The 17,799-nt window shown below is 45.8% G+C and carries 19 protein-coding genes; 11 read left to right on the top strand and 8 right to left on the bottom strand.

Translation table 11 applies throughout. The features are described 5' to 3' along the window. Nucleotide 1: 1 nt before the first annotated feature. Nucleotides 2-451 (bottom strand): cytochrome c3 family protein, encoded by a 450-nt coding sequence (locus tag AC2204_RS10120; RefSeq protein WP_318925376.1) that lies wholly within the window; start codon nt 449-451, stop codon nt 2-4. A gap of 8 nt (nt 452-459) precedes the next feature. Then, a complete protein-coding gene (locus AC2204_RS10115; protein WP_318925375.1) occupies nt 460-2,058 on the bottom strand; it encodes an FAD-dependent oxidoreductase in 1,599 nt (532 codons plus the stop codon). A gap of 422 nt (nt 2,059-2,480) precedes the next feature. On the opposite strand from AC2204_RS10115, the gene AC2204_RS10110 reads away from it, so the two are divergent. Further along, nucleotides 2,481-4,271 carry a sensor histidine kinase gene (locus AC2204_RS10110; RefSeq protein ID WP_318925374.1) on the top strand — a complete coding sequence of 597 codons (1,791 nt, stop codon included), beginning with the start codon at nt 2,481-2,483 and terminating at the stop codon, nt 4,269-4,271. Further along, nucleotides 4,265-4,900, top strand: a complete 636-nt coding sequence (locus AC2204_RS10105; protein ID WP_318925373.1) for a response regulator transcription factor — start codon at nt 4,265-4,267, stop codon at nt 4,898-4,900. Before AC2204_RS10110 ends, AC2204_RS10105 begins: the two co-directional genes overlap by 7 nt. A 298-nt stretch (nt 4,901-5,198) precedes the next feature. Here the strand turns inward: AC2204_RS10105 and AC2204_RS10100 are convergent, their stop codons facing one another. Next, nucleotides 5,199-6,062: a YicC/YloC family endoribonuclease gene (locus AC2204_RS10100; protein WP_318925372.1), complete on the bottom strand. Its 864-nt coding sequence runs from the start codon at nt 6,060-6,062 to the stop codon at nt 5,199-5,201. Nucleotides 6,063-6,366: 304 nt separating this feature from the next. Here AC2204_RS10100 and rph point away from each other — a divergent pair, with 304 nt between their 5' ends. Both rph and pyrE read left to right on the top strand, forming a co-directional pair. Further along, complete coding sequence (gene rph / locus AC2204_RS10095) at nt 6,367-7,083, top strand: ribonuclease PH (protein ID WP_318925371.1); 717 nt, start codon at nt 6,367-6,369, stop codon at nt 7,081-7,083. A 115-nt stretch (nt 7,084-7,198) separates the two neighbouring features. Continuing rightward, nucleotides 7,199-7,840: an orotate phosphoribosyltransferase gene (gene pyrE / locus AC2204_RS10090; RefSeq protein ID WP_318925370.1), complete on the top strand. Its 642-nt coding sequence runs from the start codon at nt 7,199-7,201 to the stop codon at nt 7,838-7,840. 151 nt (nt 7,841-7,991) lie between these two features. Here pyrE and slmA read toward each other — a convergent pair whose 3' ends face one another. The 3 genes from slmA to coaBC form a co-directional block, all read right to left on the bottom strand. Further along, nucleotides 7,992-8,582 carry a nucleoid occlusion factor SlmA gene (gene slmA, locus AC2204_RS10085; RefSeq protein WP_318925369.1) on the bottom strand — a complete coding sequence of 197 codons (591 nt, stop codon included), beginning with the start codon at nt 8,580-8,582 and terminating at the stop codon, nt 7,992-7,994. A gap of 213 nt (nt 8,583-8,795) precedes the next feature. Further along, nucleotides 8,796-9,251: a dUTP diphosphatase gene (dut, locus tag AC2204_RS10080; protein ID WP_318925368.1), complete on the bottom strand. Its 456-nt coding sequence runs from the start codon at nt 9,249-9,251 to the stop codon at nt 8,796-8,798. After that, nucleotides 9,238-10,461 carry a bifunctional phosphopantothenoylcysteine decarboxylase/phosphopantothenate--cysteine ligase CoaBC gene (gene coaBC / locus AC2204_RS10075; protein WP_318925367.1) on the bottom strand — a complete coding sequence of 408 codons (1,224 nt, stop codon included), beginning with the start codon at nt 10,459-10,461 and terminating at the stop codon, nt 9,238-9,240. The genes dut and coaBC overlap by 14 nt, the downstream gene beginning before the upstream one ends. A 337-nt stretch (nt 10,462-10,798) precedes the next feature. Between coaBC and radC the strand changes: the two genes are divergently transcribed. From radC to AC2204_RS10040, 7 genes are all read left to right on the top strand, one after another. Further along, entirely contained in the window at nt 10,799-11,473 is a 675-nt protein-coding gene (gene radC, locus AC2204_RS10070; RefSeq protein WP_318925366.1) for a RadC family protein, read from the top strand. 173 nt (nt 11,474-11,646) lie between these two features. After that, nucleotides 11,647-11,883: a 50S ribosomal protein L28 gene (rpmB, locus tag AC2204_RS10065; protein WP_107283510.1), complete on the top strand. Its 237-nt coding sequence runs from the start codon at nt 11,647-11,649 to the stop codon at nt 11,881-11,883. 16 nt (nt 11,884-11,899) lie between these two features. Continuing rightward, nucleotides 11,900-12,067: a 50S ribosomal protein L33 gene (rpmG, locus tag AC2204_RS10060; protein ID WP_002535344.1), complete on the top strand. Its 168-nt coding sequence runs from the start codon at nt 11,900-11,902 to the stop codon at nt 12,065-12,067. Nucleotides 12,068-12,220: 153 nt separating this feature from the next. Continuing rightward, complete coding sequence (locus tag AC2204_RS10055) at nt 12,221-12,709, top strand: hypothetical protein (protein ID WP_318925365.1); 489 nt, start codon at nt 12,221-12,223, stop codon at nt 12,707-12,709. 23 nt (nt 12,710-12,732) lie between these two features. Beyond that, on the top strand, nt 12,733-13,542 hold the full coding sequence (gene mutM / locus AC2204_RS10050) for a bifunctional DNA-formamidopyrimidine glycosylase/DNA-(apurinic or apyrimidinic site) lyase (RefSeq protein WP_318925364.1): 810 nt from the start codon (nt 12,733-12,735) through the stop codon (nt 13,540-13,542). 114 nt (nt 13,543-13,656) lie between these two features. Next, a complete protein-coding gene (locus tag AC2204_RS10045) occupies nt 13,657-15,000 on the top strand; it encodes a UDP-glucose dehydrogenase family protein (RefSeq protein WP_318925363.1) in 1,344 nt (447 codons plus the stop codon). A gap of 77 nt (nt 15,001-15,077) precedes the next feature. Next, nucleotides 15,078-16,082 (top strand): NAD-dependent epimerase, encoded by a 1,005-nt coding sequence (locus tag AC2204_RS10040; protein ID WP_318925362.1) that lies wholly within the window; start codon nt 15,078-15,080, stop codon nt 16,080-16,082. Between the two features lie 68 nt (nt 16,083-16,150). Here the strand turns inward: AC2204_RS10040 and coaD are convergent, their stop codons facing one another. Both coaD and AC2204_RS10030 read right to left on the bottom strand, forming a co-directional pair. Further along, complete coding sequence (coaD, locus tag AC2204_RS10035; protein WP_318925361.1) at nt 16,151-16,636, bottom strand: pantetheine-phosphate adenylyltransferase; 486 nt, start codon at nt 16,634-16,636, stop codon at nt 16,151-16,153. Nucleotides 16,637-16,673: 37 nt separating this feature from the next. After that, nucleotides 16,674-17,720, bottom strand: coding sequence for a glycosyltransferase family 9 protein (locus tag AC2204_RS10030; protein WP_318925360.1), 1,047 nt, complete (start codon nt 17,718-17,720; stop codon nt 16,674-16,676). Between the last annotated feature and the right edge of the window lie 79 nt (nt 17,721-17,799).

The following is a 17,799-nucleotide window of genomic DNA, read 5'->3' as shown; positions in this document are numbered from 1 at the left end:
CCTAAGGCACCTGTCCCATCCATGTTGTGGTGTTGTGGCAGAATGAGCATAAGTTCTGTGATGGCTTATGTTCTGCATGACACTCATAACAATCAAGATCCAAGCCATCATGAAGTGAATTATGTGGATTAGTATGGTTGGCATCCATAAATTGGGTACGTTTTGCCACGGTCTCTGTTGAGTTATGGCACTGTAGGCAGTCGTTTGTCTCTAAACGTTTATACTCACCTTTGTCTGAATTAACATGACAATCAGAGCACTCCAACTGCAGTTTTTCATGATGGGATTTTAATCCAAAATCTTCTTTTGATGCCACTTGCTTAGTGGAATAAGCTTTTACCAACTCTGTTGATGAAAAGAGTGGGTCAGATGACTCTGTTGATTTATCAGCTTCGGCATAAACTGAAAAACAACTTACCATCGCAAATAATATAAGGAGTTTTTTAAACATATTCAGTCCTAAGCCCAAGGGATCTCTTTGATTACATTTTGACCTGCAATCATACCAAAAATACCACAATCCAATGATGAACAAGCCGTTAGGCGAATATAACCAAAGGTGCCTGCTGCAGCCTCACCACAAACAAATGCACCCGGAATTGGCTCATCTGTTGTAATATCAATTGCCTGTGCTTTTGGTGTAATTAAAGCCCCACCTTGTGAATAGTTATAACGAGGATTTAACTGCATAGCATAATAAGGTGCTGTATCAAGCGATGTAGATGTCGACATAATACTTTTAGGTTTACCGAACTCATCCTGATCTTTGGCCATATTCTCATTATATTTCTGTAATGATAATTTCAGTTTTGAAATATCCATTTTGAAATAAGAAGCTAGCTCTTCAAGGGTTTCAAATTTCCAAATGTCGCCACCCGTGCCGTTTTTACCTTCTAAAGATAATGTTAGCCGTTGCTTATCGTGATAGTTATCAATGCCTTTTTGATCGTAAATTAATACGGCATTTTCATTATCAATCTTTGCTCTTTCGCTTAAGATTGCCATACCAATAGCTTGACGATCATTATGGTTAAACTCATCAACAAAACGTTCACAAGTACGAGGGTTTAATAGCACACCCCATAAAATATCTTCTGTTGGAATTGGGAAAGCAAAGCGGAACAGCGTCATATGGGCAGGTTTATAACCCGCGTTAATCATCGGCTTAATGCCACTCGCCGTCGCTCCTGGTTGGGTTGTTGCTGCGGCATTATACATGACAGGAATTTCACCAGCACGGAATTGACGGTCTTGGTTGAAACCACCACTACTCATTACCAACCCACGCTTCACTTTATAATATTTAACATCACCGGTATTATTAAATGATGTCTTATCATTATTACCCATATCGTCGGTATTACGATTAAACCAATACCCCTCACGTACTTTTACGCCAATGACACGTCCTTCATTGTTACGAAGAATATCGGTAATTAATACTTTTTTGCGAATTTCAACATTAGCTAGGTTGTTATCGCAGTACTTTAATAGGTTTTTAATGACCCCAGTTCCACCATGCTTTGGCCATACGGCACGAGCACGGTTATGTCCACCGAGCTTCTTAATGCCAGTTCCACCACCGATAGACATATCATATTCAACGCCATGGTCGGTTAAAAAGTTATATAGATTTAAAGTGTTTTGGGCCAAAACTTTTGTTAATTCAGGGTGATTATAACCACGTGCTTCTTTTTCAATATCTTGATATAACAGCTCCCAGTTATCATCCGTTACACCAATGTCTTTTTGCATTTGAGATCCGACAACAGCCATATTAAGGCCAGATATCAATGAAGAACCACCTAAGCGAGACATCTTATCGGCGACAACTATTTTAGCGGTAGCATCAATATCTGCAGCGCTGATTGCCGCAGCCAGTCCACTTAAACCACTGCCGACAACCAATACATCCATCTCCTCATCCCATTGAATGGTGTCAGGATCAGTTGCTGCAAATGCCGTTGTCGATAACACCGCGGACGATAGTGGTATAAGCGATGCCATACCTAAGCTTTTTTTTATAAAATCCCTTCGTTTATTATCTAAGCCACTCATACCTAATTACCTAATCACTAGTAGTAAAATCATGCATCATAAGATATTCACCCCATGCTGAGAGCGGTATAGTGGTAAACCGCAGTCCGAATATAACCTTGATCTAAATCAAGATAGAAAAGTGGACTTAAAATAATATAAAAATTATTTTCCGGTAAAACAGATAGACTGTATTAGCTATTCCTCAGCTGATTCTGACGTTTGGTTTTGTGAGCTATCTTAGGGTTTGAGATAGGCTATCGAAGAAAATGTAGAATGCTAATGCGAATTATGATATCAGTATCCGGCTGTGGCAACATGAATTCCCAACTTGTACGGTAATTAAAATTAACTATTTTAAACTTCGCAAGTTTGACTGTTTGCAATGAAATGTAGCTATCTTCGTTTAAAATTAGCTGTGGAATCTCGGCTATAGGTTCATTATGATAAATGAAGTAAAAAATCATCTCACTATTTTCCTACTCATTGCTCTTTTTGCTCTTTGTTCTTTCCCTGTCTATGCCAAAAAACAAGTACGAATTGCAGTATTAAACTTTGATAGTAATGAAGTCTCTCTACAACGATGGCAGCCTACGATAGACTACCTAAATAGCCATAGTACGGAGTTACATTACTCATTGATATTAGCAGATATTGTAACTATTACTGAGTTGGCAAAAAAAAACATTGTTGATTTTATTATTAGTAATGGTGTTCAATTTTTAAAAATAAAACATCAATACAGATACAGTAAAGTATTAAACCTTTCTCCATTGACTGGAGATAGTCAACATGCAATCGGTTCGGTCATTATTGGTAAAAAAGACCGTGCTATGATTAATGATTGGAAAATGCTGGAGAGAAGCCGAATCATCTCATCATCACCCGCTGCTTTTGGTGGGTTTCAAATTATGATGAAAGATCTATATGATAGTGGCACTCATGTGGTATTGAATAATGTCTCTTTTGTTGGTATACCGCAAAGTAATGTTATCGAGATGGTCGCTAAAAACAAGGCCGACTTCGGTATTATCCCTACCTGTCTGTTAGAGAAAGAACAAGCAAAAGAAAATAAGAATGCACTGGCAGTTTCGGCTAAATATATATTAAAAACTCAGGATGATTTTTCATGCGTGAGTTCTTCAAAACTGTACCCTAATATTGGCTTATCCGTTAGCCATACAGTACCAAGCAAGATATCAAATATTACGGTTAAATTGCTGCTAAGTATCCAGCAAGATAACCCTATAGCTAAGGCAGGAGAGTATAAATCATGGAGTGCACCAGTCGATGACTCAAGTGTCTACTCTCTCGTTAATGCATTGAAAGTAGATATCTCGCCTTTTTGGATTACAATCTATTGGCAAAAATATGATAAATGGATCATCGCCATCACTTTAAGTTTATTACTTTTTTTTATTTATCATTTAACTATCGAAAGAAAAGTCTATCAACGAACAAAACAGTTGCAGGATGAGTCATTGAAACACCAGCAGACTAGCCTTAAATTAGAGCAGGAGACCCATCAACTTTTTCAAGCACAAAGAGTATTATTGGCCGGTGAAATGGCTTCTGGATTAGCTCATGAGATAACCCAGCCTTTAACAACAATCTCTATTTATGCTTCAGGTTGTAGACGGCAGCTCGACAGTAACGCGTTAGATGCTAATAAACTGAGCCAAGTGTTATTACAAATAGAGAATCAAACAAATAATGCCAAAGAGATCATTCAGAGAATGCGTGGCTTTATGTCTGTTAATGACGATAATCGAAAGAAAGTAGATATTAATGAAATTATTGAACAGTCATTAAAACTATTCAATAATGAGGCAACGAGAAAAGCTATCGCTATTGACCACCGTTATAGTTGCGAAAGTTATGTTTTCGGTGATAATGTATTATTAACTCAAGTAATAACAAATATTTTAAAAAATGCAATAGATTCGTTTTCTATGATGGAACATGACCATAAGAAGATCAATGTAATCACTTCACAAAGCAGTCAATATATTATTGTTCATATACTAGATAATGGTTTTGGATTAACAGAGCAGCAGATAAAAAAACTGTTTATGCCATTTAATAGCACTAAAAAAAATGGTATTGGATTAGGAATGGTTATCTGTAAAAAGATCATTAATGAACATAATGGTCAGATCCATGCAGTCTATCAACCGCAGGGAGCATTAATTGAAATAAAATTACCTAAGTATGTGGAGAGTAACTCATGTTAGATGGAATTGATATTTATTTAGTTGATGATGAAAAAAACATATTAGATGCATTAACATGGTTGCTTGAAAATGAAGGCGCTAACATTTTCTCTTTTTCATCGCCTGCTTGTTTTTTATCTGAAGTCAATCCTATTAAGCATGGTGTCGCTATATTAGATATTAATATGCCAGAAATGGATGGGATCACATTACTTCGTCAATTAAATAAAATAAACACTCAATTAGGTGTTATTTTTTTAACCGGTCATGCTGATGTTAATCTAACCAAACAGGCTTTTAAATTAAATGCTTATGATTTATTACAAAAACCCATTAATGCGGAGGAGTTGATCGAGAGTATTTTAGAGGTCTATGGTAAGTGTAATATTAAGAAATCATCTAATTTAGAAGAACAAAACATCATCAATAAGTTTAACACGTTGACGCCAAGGGAAAAAAGTTTAATACCATTAATTATCCAAGGTGTTCCTAATAAAATCATTGCAGATAAATTACATATCTCACTGAGAACAACTGAAATACATCGTAGTAATTTATTTAAAAAAATGGATGTATCATGTAGTGCACAACTTGCCTATTATGGTAAAAGTTTAATGGTTTTACTAAACCAGCCCGCCCATAAGTCCTAGCTTTAAATTAGTTAACGGAAAATGTATGTTCCTAACTTCTATCCGTTAGGCCACCGCTCTGCCAATCTCTCTTCAATTTCACGGTAATTCAGCTTGCAGAAAGAGAGTCATGGATGGATTGAAGTATCATATCAGGAGGAAAATAACGGCTGGCGAGTTTAGCGACATAATGCTGGAAGTGATGGATTCTGATGACGATCATAATCCACCACTTCGGTTTGCGACAATATATTGAAACTTAAACAATCAAAAAATTTGTTGTTCAGCGTGTCAGCATCTTTATGAGACGAAGTGAACCTTATTCAATATTCTGGATCTGCTCTCGCATCTGCTCAATCAGTACTTTCAGCTCAACCGCCGATGCGGTGATGTCGGTGCTGATCGACTTTGAAGCCAGGGTGTTCGCTTCACGGTTAAATTCCTGCATCATGAAATCCAGACGGCGGCCACACGCGCCCCCTTTCTTCATGATCTTCTGAGTCTCTTTAACGTGAGAATCGAGGCGGTCCAGCTCTTCTGCGACATCACTTTTTTGTGCCATCATAACCAGCTCTTGCTCAATGCGGCTAGGATCCAGTTCAACTTTTGCGTCTTCAAAGCGGGTCGTCAGACGTTCGCGCTGCCAGTTAATGATTTCAGGCATCCGTTGGCGCACTTTTCCGGCTTCAAGCGAGATAGCGTCAAGACGCTGCACGATCAGCTCTTTCATGTTTTCGCCTTCACTGGCACGTGCAGCGATGAAGTCGGTAATGGCCGCATCAAAACCCGCTAGCAGATCTTTATTGATGGCATCCAGATCTTGCTCCGGTGCTTCCATCACGCCAGGCCAGTTCAGTACCTGGAAAGGACCAATATTGCCTTCGCCTGCCGTCTCTTTTACCCATTTGGCGGCATTGATGACCTGTTTAGCCAAATCTTCATTGATGGAGAGTTCACTGGTTGCAGCCTGATTGGCTTCGTAACGCAAGTTACATTCAACTTTACCGCGGGCCAGACGCTGGCGAAAGCGCTCGCGCAATACCGGTTCTAAACTACGGAATTGCTCAGGCATACGTAAATACGTTTCCAGATAACGTTGATTAACAGAGCGGATTTCCCAAATGGCAGTGCCCCAGTCGCCTTTTACTTCGCGGCGGGCATAGGCGGTCATGCTATGGATCATTGGCTATTGGCCTTTTTATAAGGTGGAATATAACTACTTATTAAGCTTACTGACATGCAGCAGGAAGCGTAACAGAAAGAATAGGTGTGTAGTTACCAGATAGCACGGATTATACCCACCATTGATTATAAAAGAAATCAACAGGCCGTAGCTTCTAAAATCCTGACTATGTCTCTATATTACCGAGCAACTTCTACTGCGTGATCCAGTCTCTTGGGGCGGTTTGGCTATATCGCTCTACACTTCGAACTCGGATGTAGCTATAATCGCCGGTCAATGTAGCCCTGCGAAAGGTAAAGCGTCGATGCGTCCAAGCGGAAGAAGCACCAGTCAAGTACGTCCAATTACGATCACCCGTAACTTCACAGCACATGCTGAAGGTTCAGTATTAGTCGAATTCGGCGATACCAAAGTGATCTGTACCGCAAGTGTGGAAGAAAATGTACCTCGCTGGTTAAAAGGCAAAGGCCAAGGTTGGGTTACTGCAGAATACGGCATGCTGCCACGAGCAACTCATACCCGTAACCGCCGTGAAGCATCCAGTGGTAAGCAGGGCGGTCGCACCATGGAAATCCAGCGTCTGATTGCCCGTAGCCTGCGTGCGGCGGTTGATCTGGAAGCGCTGGGTGAGCAGATGATCACGGTAGACTGTGATGTTATCCAGGCTGATGGCGGCACGCGTACGGCTTCTATTACCGGTGCAATGGTTGCGCTGGTTGATGCGATCAATTACATGATTGAAAAAGGCAGCCTGAAAAAAAGCCCGTTAAAAGGCATGGTGGCTGCTGTTTCTGTCGGTATCTATAACGGCGAAGCTATTTGCGATCTTGAGTATCTTGAAGACGCAGCGGCAGAAACCGACATGAATGTGGTCATGACCGAAGAAGGCAAGATGATCGAGATCCAAGGGACGGCAGAAGGAGAAGCCTTCAGCCACGAAGAGTTGCTGGCCATGCTCGCCCTGGCGAAAGACGGCATTGCCGACATTATCACGATGCAGAAAACGGCATTGGCAAGCTAATTATTGAGCGGCTCGATTGAGTCGCTTTTTTTTGTCTAAAATTTGTCGAATCAATGAATCCGATAAAGTTAGCGCGTAAATCGAAATACCTATATAGCAATGTTAAGGAGATACCATGAAAGCATATCAGCGTCAGTTCATCGAATTTGCCCTGGAAAAAGGGGTATTGAAGTTTGGTGAGTTTACTCTGAAGTCTGGCCGCCGGAGTCCGTATTTTTTCAATGCGGGTCTGTTCAATACCGGCCGTGATTTAGCACGCCTTGGCCGTTTTTACGCAGAAGCCTTGGTGGATGCGGGTATCGATTATGATGTGCTGTTCGGCCCTGCGTACAAGGGGATCCCAATTGCGACGACCACGGCCGTTGCGCTGGCGGATCACCACGATGTCGACACACCATATTGCTTCAACCGTAAAGAAGCGAAGAACCACGGTGAAGGTGGCAACCTGGTCGGTAGCCCGCTGGAAGGGCGCATTATGCTGGTTGATGATGTGATCACGGCCGGGACGGCAATTCGTGAGTCGATGGAAATCATTAAGGCCAACGGTGCGGATCTGGCCGGTGTGTTAGTGGCGATTGACCGTCAGGAAAAAGGCACAGGCGAATTGTCTGCGATTCAGGAAGTGGAACGCGATTTCGGCTGCGCGGTGATTTCGATTGTGTCTCTGGGCGACGTAGTTACCTACTTGTCTGAGCAAGAGGGGATGGATGCCCACCTAGCCGCAGTGAAAGCCTACCGTGCTGAATACGGGGTATAAAAGCGGGAAGAGCGCTACGATGGCCCTGAAATCCTAGGGAATAAGAAGTTTCAGGTAATGAGGTTCGAGTGGCGAAAAAAAAGCGAGAGGTATTCACCTGTCGCTTTTTTGCTGAAACCCGAAACTCGCGCCTAGGCTCTCGCCCCTGTCCTTACCCCAACTGCGCACTAAGCAGTTGCCAGTAGTCGTCAAAGTTTTCGGTTGGCTTGTATTTGAAGCTGGAGCGAACATAGCGGTTCAGGCTGCCTTCAACCTGACCTAGCAGCTGAGCGGCTAGAATGATCTCATCGACCGGAAAGCCTTTTCCTTCACGCAGTTTTCGTTCGCGCAGGACCTGACGTATCTGGGTTTCAATCCGCTCGAATAACTGGTTGATCCGCGATTGCAGGCGGTCTTGCTCAAACATCAGGGCATGGCCGGTCATAATGCGGGTCAGTCCCGGATTGCGTTCCGCAAAGACCAGAATGAGCTGCAGCATCATGCGCAAGCGGTTCATGGTATCTTTTTCTTCATCCAGGATACGGTTTATGCGGGTCGTGATGGAATCTTCAATAAACTCAATCAAGCCTTCAAACATGCGAGCTTTACTTGGAAAATGTCGATACAGCGCGGCTTCAGATACGCCGACTTGTGCCGCCAGTTTTGCTGTTGTAATGCGTTGGCTGCCTTGGGTCGATTCCAGCATTTGCGCTAGGGCTTGCAGGATCTCTTCGCGACGATTGTTTTTTTTGTTGCCAGCCATGAGTAACCGTTCCTTTTCGAATGATACTGTCTTAGAACATCGTGAAACCCGTCTATCTTAGCGATGCTGCTGCGTTGTGAAAAGCGCAAGCTGCAGATAGTGATCTCTTTATCGACAAAAAAAGCGCAACCTGTAGGGTTGCGCTTTATATTTGATATCAATCGCTTAATCGCTAAACACTTTATGAATGCTTTTTTGCCCTGATCTGGTTTGCTAGCTGCGGCCTGAATGGCCAAAGCCGCCTTCGCCGCGTTCGCTGCAATCGAAGTCTGAGACAATATTAAATTCAGCCTGTACCACAGGGACGAAAACCAATTGGGCAATACGGTCGCCAGCTTCGATGGTAAATGTGCTGTGGCCTCGGTTCCATACCGAGACCATAAGTTGGCCCTGATAGTCTGAGTCGATCAGCCCAACCAGGTTGCCCAGTACGATACCGTGCTTATGGCCCAGACCTGAACGCGGCAGAATGGTTGCAGCCAGGCTCTGGTCGGCAATGTGGATTGCCAGGCCGGTTGGCACTAGATGGGTCTGTCCCGGTTCGACAACCAGCGCTTCATCCAGGCAAGCACGCAGATCCAGGCCTGCAGAGCCTTCGGTCGCATAGGCTGGCAGAGGGAATTCGTTACCGACACGTGGGTCGAGGATTTTCAGATCAATTTTTTTCATGCTTTTTCTCTTTATACAGCGCAGTGATTTCTGTTATCAGTTGTTGTCCCAGTTCACTTTTTGAGCTCAGTGGCAGGGCCTTGTCGCCAGCAGGCCAGTACAGGTGCAGTGCATTGCTGTCACTGTTAAAGCCCTGGCCCTGTCGGGCGACATCATTGGCGCAGATTAAATCTAAATTTTTACGGATTAATTTGTCGCGGGCGTATTGTTCCACATCCTGGGTTTCAGCCGCAAACCCGACGGTAAAGGGCCGCTGGTGCGCCAGTGCGGCGATGCTGGCCACAATATCCGGATTCTTGACTAACCGCAGTACCATTTCATTGCTATCTGATTGCTTCTTCATCTTCTGCTCGGCAACCTCTGCTGGGCGGAAGTCGGCAACGGCAGCGCAAGAGATGAAAATATCATGCTCAACGGCGTGCTTGACTGCCGTCTGATGCATTTGTTCGGCACTGTTGATATCAATACGGGTGACACCGGCAGGTGTGGCCAGATTAACCGGGCCGCTGATCAGAGTGACCTGAGCGCCGCGCTGAGCGGCGGCGGCGGCAATGGCATACCCCATTTTTCCCGAGCTGTGGTTGGTCAGGTAACGGACCGGATCAATCGCCTCGCGGGTCGGGCCTGCGGTAATGGCAATTTTCAGGCCAGCTAAATCGGCGGGCTGGAAAAAATCTTCAGCCAGATGGACTAATTGCATGGGTTCCAGCATGCGACCCGGGCCAACATCACCACAGGCTTGCTCGCCACTGGCGGGTCCCCAGAGATAGAACCCCCGGCGTTTTAAGGTGGCAATATTCTCCTGGGTGGCGATGTTGCCGTACATCTGCTGATTCATCGCGGGCGCAACGGCGACCGGAGAATCTGTCGCAAGGCATAGGGTGGTTAATAAATCATTACCCATACCGGCACTGATCCGCGCCATTAAGTCTGCAGTAGCGGGTGCCAAGAGCACTAGATCTGCCCACTTTGCCAGCTCGATATGTCCCATTGACGCTTCTGCCGCGGGATCGAACAAACTATCGGAAACCGGTTTGCCGGAAACGGCCTGCATGGTCAGCGGCGTGATAAACTCTTGTGCCGCTTTAGTCATGACGACGCGTACTTCGGCACCACGCTCAATCAGGCGACGCGTCAGCTCTGCGCACTTATAAGCGGCAATTCCGCCACTGATACCCAGAAGTATTTTTTTTCCTGCCAGTGTTTGCATTGTTTTACCCAAATCAAAATGTATCTAAACCAAAAAGCTTTGCTTAAAACCAGGGTCTGTTTATCTTTCGGTTGCAATGATGAAAGGCAAGCTTACCCAATACTGCAGCACAAGATAACATTAAAGGAGGGCTGATTCATCGTTAGAGAAGGTTCTGAAAATGGGCTTGCCAAGACCCCCGGTATTTTAAGAACCAATGAGCGGGCAAGATCGTAGATTGGGGGCAAGTGCAATGTAAGCGTGACAATAAACTGCGAGGATTTTCCCACAACAGAATGCGCAAGTTGAATTTGATCATGAAAACACATCTTCTGAGGCGATTGCCGAAGAGGTGTTTATGTCACTAAAGCTACTGCCAGCTGAATCTCGACCGCGGGAAAAGCTATTATCTCGGGGAGCCAGGGCCTTATCAGATGCCGAGCTGCTCGCCATTTTCTTACGTACCGGTATGCCAGGGATGAATGCGATCGAGCTGGCGACTTACCTGCTTAACGAGTTTGGCTCACTTCGGGCCTTATTAGCCGCCGATAAAAAAGCGTTTTGCTGTCACAAGGGGCTGGGCCCGGCAAAATACGCTCAGCTGCAGGCGGTATTAGAAATGAGTCACCGTCATTTGGAAGAGACGCTGACGAAAGGTGATGCGCTGACTAGCCCGCAACAGACTAGGCACTATTTAAGCCAGTTATTGCGAGATCGGCATCGCGAAGCCTTCTTTGTTTTGTTTCTTGATAACCAGCATCGGGTCATTTCCGGCGAGGTTTTATTCGAAGGAACGATTGATTCTGCGTCTGTGTATCCAAGGGAAGTGGTAAAAAGATCGTTAGAATTTAATGCAGCCGCACTCATTTTAGCGCATAATCACCCATCAGGCGTAGCTGAACCTAGTCAGGCAGACCGTCGAATTACTCGAAGAATCAGCGATGCGCTAGGTTTAGTCGATATTCGTGTCCTGGATCATTTTGTTGTCGGTGATGGAGAGATTGTCTCTTTCGCAGAGCGAGGTTGGCTATAAATTAAGCTAAATTTGCGGAAAAAGATGAGAAAGGATCGCTCGGGACTTGAGCAACTGGTTTTGACTTAGTATAATGCGCGACCTTTGATAGCTGTGGTTATATGTGAAAACGCGTTTTCACATTGAATTAACCACGGTAGATATCGAGCTGAAACGATTTGGAGAAGACAGCAATGTCCCGAGTATGCCAAGTAACTGGCAAGCGTCCTGTAACGGGTAACAACCGTTCACACGCACGTAATGCCACCAAGCGTCGTTTTCTGCCGAACCTGCAAACTCATCGTTTCTGGGTAGAAGGCGAAAAACGCTTCGTTAAACTGCGTCTTTCTGCGAAAGGTATGCGTATCATCGACAAGAAAGGTATTGATATCGTTCTTGCAGAGATGCGTGTTCGCGGCGAGAACGTTTAAAGAGAGAGTTTAAAAAATGGCTAAAGGCATTCGTGAGAAGATCCGCCTAGTATCATCTGCTGGTACAGGACACTTCTACACTACCGATAAGAACAAACGTAACATGCCAGGCAAATTTGAGATCAAGAAATTTGATCCAGTAGTTCGCCAGCACGTTATGTACAAAGAAGCTAAAATCAAGTAATTGATTTGAAATTCTTTGATAAAAACCCAGTTTAGACTGGGTTTTTTTATATCTGAAATTCCCCGCTCCCTTCCTTTTTATCTCTACTTTTATACAATTGCTATAATGTTATGATTCAAGCTTATGATATTACTGGGGCCAAGGAGTGCCTGAATGAAACTATCACGCCGCGGATGGAATAATGTAATCATTGCTGCCGTTGTTGGTTTTATTGCAATGGTGCAGCTTCCTGAGCTGATAAAAGAGCGTTTTTCAAATGCATCATCGTCTTCATCGACGACGCCTTCAGCGGCTCTGCGGCGCTTGCTGCCCGAACAGGCGGTGATCACTCAGTTGGTGCTGCCAGACTATCAGCTTATGTTACAAGGTGGTCAGTGGGCCGCTGAGCCGTCTATGCAGTCGGATCTGCCGGCTGTTGTCAATCGCTGGCAAGCTATTGCGGGTACTGCCGTCGATAACGAGACCATAACGCAGTTAAAACCTCAGTTAGCAGCGCCGCGTACCGTCGAAATTTGGCTGACGATGACAGAAGAGCCGGTACGTGTGACTGTGTACCACTTGCCCCAGTTCTGGTTGTTGCAAGGCTGGGAAGGACGATGGCTGGCAATTTCTGTCGATGAGACTTATTTATTTCCTAACTGACAGAAGGCAGTACGAGGATCTCTATGCCTGAATTACCTGAAGTAGAAGTTAGCCGGATGGGGATCACGCCTCATGTGGTAGGCCAGATGGTGACAAAAATTGTTATTCGGAATTCACGTTTACGCTGGCCGATCCCTGAAGATATTCAGCAGATTGAGGGGCAGGTGATCCGCAGTATCAGCCGCCGGGCGAAGTATCTGTTGCTACAGACAGATGCGGGATACGCGATTATTCATTTAGGTATGTCAGGCAGTTTACGGATTTTACCGGCATCCCTACCAGCAGGAAAACATGATCACGTAGATCTGGTTCTCTCAAATGGTGAAGTGCTGCGTTATAACGATCCACGCCGTTTCGGTGCCTGGTTATGGGAGCAGCCGGAGCGACAGCATCCGGTACTCAGTAAGCTGGGACCGGAGCCATTGAGTGATGGATTTACTGCCGAGTACCTGCTTGAGCGGGCGAAAGGTAAGCGCACCGCGGTCAAGCAATTGATTATGGATAATCAGATTGTGGTCGGGGTGGGTAATATCTATGCCAATGAATCACTGTTCAGCGCGGGTATTCATCCGAAGCGTGCGGCCGGCAATATCTCGTCGCAACGTATGGCAATCTTGGTGGCTGAAATCAAAGCCGTGTTGGCGTTTGCCATCAAGCAGGGCGGGACCACCTTAAAAGACTTTAAAAATGCGGACGGCAAGCCGGGCTATTTTGCCCAAGAATTACAAGTCTACGGCAAAGGCGGCGAGCCTTGCCCGCGATGCGACAACATATTGAGTGACATGAAAATTGGCCAGCGTGCTACGGTGTATTGTAGTCACTGTCAAAAATAGAATTCAAGATAGTATGAAGAGAGCGAATCAGCGTTATCTTCATGGTGTCAGCGCCGTATACTCGCCATTAGCGGAGTTGGTGCAAAACCGCTTTAATTATTTTGGGAACAGAGCATGAAAGTTACAGTTTTTGGTATTGGGTATGTTGGCCTAGTTCAGGCTGCCGTTCTGGCGGAAGTTGGCCATGAGGTGGTGTGTGTCGATGTGGATCAGAATAAGGTTGAGAACCTGAAACAGGGTATTATTCCTATCTATGAGCCGGGTCTGACACCGCTGGTCAAAGAAAACTACGAATCAGGCCGGATCACCTTCACCACCGATGCTGAGCTGGGCGTCAAACATGGTCAAATGCAGTTTATAGCTGTCGGTACACCGCCAGATGAAGATGGCTCTGCCGATCTGCAATATGTGCTAGCGGTTGCAGGCACGATTGCCCAGTATATGGATGATTACAAAGTGATCATCGATAAATCGACAGTCCCGGTCGGTACCGCCGACAAAGTACAAGATCATATGGCAAAAGCGCTTGCAGAGCGTGGGGCTGAGATTGAGTTTGATGTGGCCTCAAACCCTGAATTTTTAAAGGAAGGCGCGGCCGTTGCAGATTGTCGCAGGCCTGATCGTATTGTCATTGGTACGGATTCAGAGCGGGTTAGAAAGCTGATGCGCGAGTTGTATGCGCCTTTTAATCGCAACCATGACAAGATCATCTTTATGGATGTTCGCTCTGCCGAACTGACCAAGTATGCCGCAAACTGCATGTTGGCGACCAAGATCTCGTTTATGAACGAAATGTCGAACCTGGCAGAAAAGCTGGGAGCGGATATTGAGCAGGTGCGCAAGGGGATCGGTTCTGATCCCCGCATTGGCTATCACTTTATTTATCCGGGGTGTGGTTACGGAGGTTCGTGCTTCCCGAAAGATGTGCAGGCATTGGTGCGCACGTCTCAGGGAATTGGCTACCGTTCTGAATTGCTGGAGGCGGTAGAACGTGTCAACTATCGTCAGAAAGATAAGCTAATGGCGAATCTGGACCACCACTTTAACTCTGATCTTAAAGACAAAACGATTGCGGTTTGGGGACTTTCCTTTAAACCCAATACCGATGATATGCGTGAGGCGTCCAGCCGGGTATTAATGGAGTCACTGTGGCAGGCGGGAGCCAAGGTTCAGGCCTTTGATCCCGAAGCGATGGAAGAGTGTCAGCGTATTTATGGTAATCGTGACGATCTGTTGCTCATGGGGACCAAAGAAGCGGCATTGCAAGGCGCCGACGCGCTGGTGATCTGTACCGAGTGGACGAATTTCCGTGCCCCTGATTTTGATTTTATTGCGACGACGTTAAAAGAAAAAGTGATTGTTGACGGGCGTAACTTATTTGAGCCGGCATTAATGCAAGAGCGCGGTTTCAATTATTACGCGATTGGCCGCGGCGACAGTATTCGTCCCGTGATTTAAAGACAAATGCCGCTGTTCGTCTCTTTGCTGTCGATGACATAGCGATGAGGTGAACGGCGATAAAAAACAGGCAAAGTATGAAATATCTCGTAACAGGTGCAGCAGGTTTTATTGGTAGTGCGGTAACGGAACGCCTTTGCGACCAGGGCCATGACGTCATTGGTATCGATAACCTGAATGATTACTACGATGTCTCGCTCAAGCATGCGCGTCTTGAACGTGTGGCTCATGAAAGATTCACCTTTATCGAGCTCGATTTAGCCGATCGTGACGGCATGGCGGCTTTGTTTGCCGAGCAGCAGTTTGATCGCGTTATTCATCTGGCAGCCCAGGCCGGAGTACGTTACTCGATTGATAACCCGATGGCCTATGCCGACAGTAACTTAGTCGGCCATTTAGCCGTGCTCGAAGGGTGTCGCCATAATAACGTCAAGCACCTGGTCTATGCGTCTTCAAGCTCGGTATACGGCCTCAACCAAAAGATGCCGTTTAATACCAGTGACAGTGTGGATCATCCGATTTCATTGTATGCCGCAACGAAGAAATCCAATGAGTTGATGGCCCATACATATTCGCATTTGTATGGTGTTCCGACCACCGGATTGCGTTTCTTCACTGTCTATGGCCCCTGGGGCCGTCCTGATATGGCCTTATTCAAATTTACCAATGCGATTGTCAAAGGTCAGGGCATCGATGTGTATAACAATGGCGACATGCGCCGTGATTTCACTTACATCGATGATATTGTTGAAGGCATTATCCGTATTCAGGATGTGATCCCGGAACAGAACAAAGACTGGACGGTCGAGGCGGGGTCGCCTGCAACCAGCTCGGCACCTTATAAGGTGTATAACATCGGCCATGGCAGCCCGGTGAAGCTGATGGACTTTATTGAAGCACTGGAAGAGGCGTTAGGGATTGAAGCGAAGAAAAACTTCATGCCAATGCAGCCCGGCGATGTGTATGCAACCTATGCCGATACTGACGACTTATTTAACGCTACCGGTTATCAGCCCGCGGTGAAAGTGAAAGAAGGCGTTAAGGCGTTTGTTGACTGGTATCGAGCGTTTTATCAGTGTTGATGATCTAATTACCTGAACGGCAAAAAAGGAGGCTGCGGCCTCCTTTTTGCTGGCGGATTGATTAAGGGTTACTTTTGATGAAACTTGGCGTTAAGCGCTGCGGTAATTTGAGGGGCGACGAACTGACTTACATCGCCTTTGTGCAGTGCGACTTCTTTAACCATGGTTGAAGAGAGAAAAGAGTTTTCTTCGGATGGGGTAAGAAAGACGGTTTCCAGTTCTGGCATCAGACGGCGATTCATGTTCGCCAGCTGGAATTCATACTCAAAGTCAGAGACCGCGCGTAGGCCGCGGACTAAGATGTTAGCATTGGATTCCTTGGCGAAATCAACCAGCAGACCAGAAAAACCAACAACTTCAACGTTGGATAAATGCTTGGTGATGGCCTGCGTGAGCGTGACACGCTCTTGCAGATCAAACAGGGGTTGCTTACTGGGACTGGCTGCAATACCGACCACGACATGATCAAACATTGCGGCTGCACGCTCAATTAAGTCAAGATGGCCATTGGTAATTGGATCAAAAGTACCCGGGTAGATAACGCGTGTTGTCATGGTGATCTTCCGTTAAATAAAAATAATTTGTTTAGTGCTAAACCGATGGCGAGATCAGATTGTCGAGTCGGGACTTGACTTGTTCGACACTGATGTCTTGCATTAAGTCATCGCCCTTTACTCGAGTGCCCCAAGGCAGGGCCGCAACAGGTTTACCATGTTGCTGTTCGGCATGTTGATCGTACACGCTCGCCACGTGATCCAGGCTATTGTAAGGCCCGGTCCGGTTCGGATCACTGTGAGCATACAGGCCAATAACCGGTGTTCCCTGGGTGGTAGCCAGGTGAGCAGGACCGGTATCCGGGGCCAAGACAACATCAGCTTGCCCTAATAAGGCCGTTAACTGCTTCAAGCTGGTCTTGCCAATCAAGTTAACGACAGGCTGCCGGCAGTGTTGTTCTATTTTTTTACCCAGCGCTATTTCTCTGGGAGCCGGTGAACCGCATAGCAGTACCTGCATTCCTTTGCTGTTAGCGTAATCGGCAATTTCAGCATATCGCTCAGTGAGCCAGTTACGCTCGTCTTTGCTGGCTGCGGGCGAGATCAGCAGGGTCTGTTTTCCCGCCGTGTATTGCTGAGTAAACCGGACGTCTGCTTCCGCCAGCGGAATATTCCAGCTTGGCGTAGAAAACGGAACCCCGAGGTAACGGGCAAAGTCCGCGAAGTTGTCCAGGACATGGAAGGCTTCGGTTTCTGGCAGGTGCTTGTTAGTAAACAGCCATTGTCCTTCTTTGGTGCGGTTGCGGCTAAATCCGACGCGGTATTTAGCTTTAATGCCCAATGATAGTACACTTGCTCGCAGTGCTGCCTGCATATGGATCAGGGCATCAAACTTTTGCCCTTTTAATGCACGCCATACCGCCTGCATGCCGGCAAGACCGGCTTTTTTATCAAAGCTGACGACGGTTATCCCCGGTAAGTCACCGATGAGCTGGGCTTCTATTTTCCCGGTAACCCAAGTGATCTCTGTTTGTGGCCAGTGGCTTTGGATTGCTTGCACCACGGCAATGGCGTGGCAGACATCACCAATTGCAGATAATCGCAGAATACACAAAGATTTCGGCGAAGTTGAAAATAGCGCCATTGCTGATACCCAATAATGATTTGAAGATGGAATTATGCAGTTCACTCCGGTGATTGTAAAATAACGAAGCGTAACCTGT

This window comes from Photobacterium sp. (assembly GCF_057456235.1).
The sequence above is the reverse complement of the archived record's forward strand: the minus strand, read 5'-3'. Positions and strand labels throughout refer to the sequence as shown.

Excerpts from the sequence above, each read along its gene's own strand:
- AC2204_RS10120 (WP_318925376.1), bottom strand. The coding sequence starts at position 451 with ATGTTTAAAAAACTCCTTATATTATTTGCGATGGTAAGTTGTTTTTCA.
- AC2204_RS10115 (WP_318925375.1), bottom strand. The coding sequence starts at position 2,058 with ATGAGTGGCTTAGATAATAAACGAAGGGATTTTATAAAAAAAAGCTTA.
- AC2204_RS10110 (WP_318925374.1), top strand. The coding sequence starts at position 2,481 with ATGATAAATGAAGTAAAAAATCATCTCACTATTTTCCTACTCATTGCT.
- AC2204_RS10105 (WP_318925373.1), top strand. The coding sequence starts at position 4,265 with ATGTTAGATGGAATTGATATTTATTTAGTTGATGATGAAAAAAACATA.
- AC2204_RS10100 (WP_318925372.1), bottom strand. The coding sequence starts at position 6,062 with ATGATCCATAGCATGACCGCCTATGCCCGCCGCGAAGTAAAAGGCGAC.
- rph (WP_318925371.1), top strand. The coding sequence starts at position 6,367 with ATGCGTCCAAGCGGAAGAAGCACCAGTCAAGTACGTCCAATTACGATC.
- pyrE (WP_318925370.1), top strand. The coding sequence starts at position 7,199 with ATGAAAGCATATCAGCGTCAGTTCATCGAATTTGCCCTGGAAAAAGGG.
- slmA (WP_318925369.1), bottom strand. The coding sequence starts at position 8,582 with ATGGCTGGCAACAAAAAAAACAATCGTCGCGAAGAGATCCTGCAAGCC.
- dut (WP_318925368.1), bottom strand. The coding sequence starts at position 9,251 with ATGAAAAAAATTGATCTGAAAATCCTCGACCCACGTGTCGGTAACGAA.
- coaBC (WP_318925367.1), bottom strand. The coding sequence starts at position 10,461 with ATGCAAACACTGGCAGGAAAAAAAATACTTCTGGGTATCAGTGGCGGA.
- radC (WP_318925366.1), top strand. The coding sequence starts at position 10,799 with ATGTCACTAAAGCTACTGCCAGCTGAATCTCGACCGCGGGAAAAGCTA.
- rpmB (WP_107283510.1), top strand. The coding sequence starts at position 11,647 with ATGTCCCGAGTATGCCAAGTAACTGGCAAGCGTCCTGTAACGGGTAAC.
- rpmG (WP_002535344.1), top strand. The coding sequence starts at position 11,900 with ATGGCTAAAGGCATTCGTGAGAAGATCCGCCTAGTATCATCTGCTGGT.
- AC2204_RS10055 (WP_318925365.1), top strand. The coding sequence starts at position 12,221 with ATGAAACTATCACGCCGCGGATGGAATAATGTAATCATTGCTGCCGTT.
- mutM (WP_318925364.1), top strand. The coding sequence starts at position 12,733 with ATGCCTGAATTACCTGAAGTAGAAGTTAGCCGGATGGGGATCACGCCT.
- AC2204_RS10045 (WP_318925363.1), top strand. The coding sequence starts at position 13,657 with ATGAAAGTTACAGTTTTTGGTATTGGGTATGTTGGCCTAGTTCAGGCT.
- AC2204_RS10040 (WP_318925362.1), top strand. The coding sequence starts at position 15,078 with ATGAAATATCTCGTAACAGGTGCAGCAGGTTTTATTGGTAGTGCGGTA.
- coaD (WP_318925361.1), bottom strand. The coding sequence starts at position 16,636 with ATGACAACACGCGTTATCTACCCGGGTACTTTTGATCCAATTACCAAT.
- AC2204_RS10030 (WP_318925360.1), bottom strand. The coding sequence starts at position 17,720 with ATGGCGCTATTTTCAACTTCGCCGAAATCTTTGTGTATTCTGCGATTA.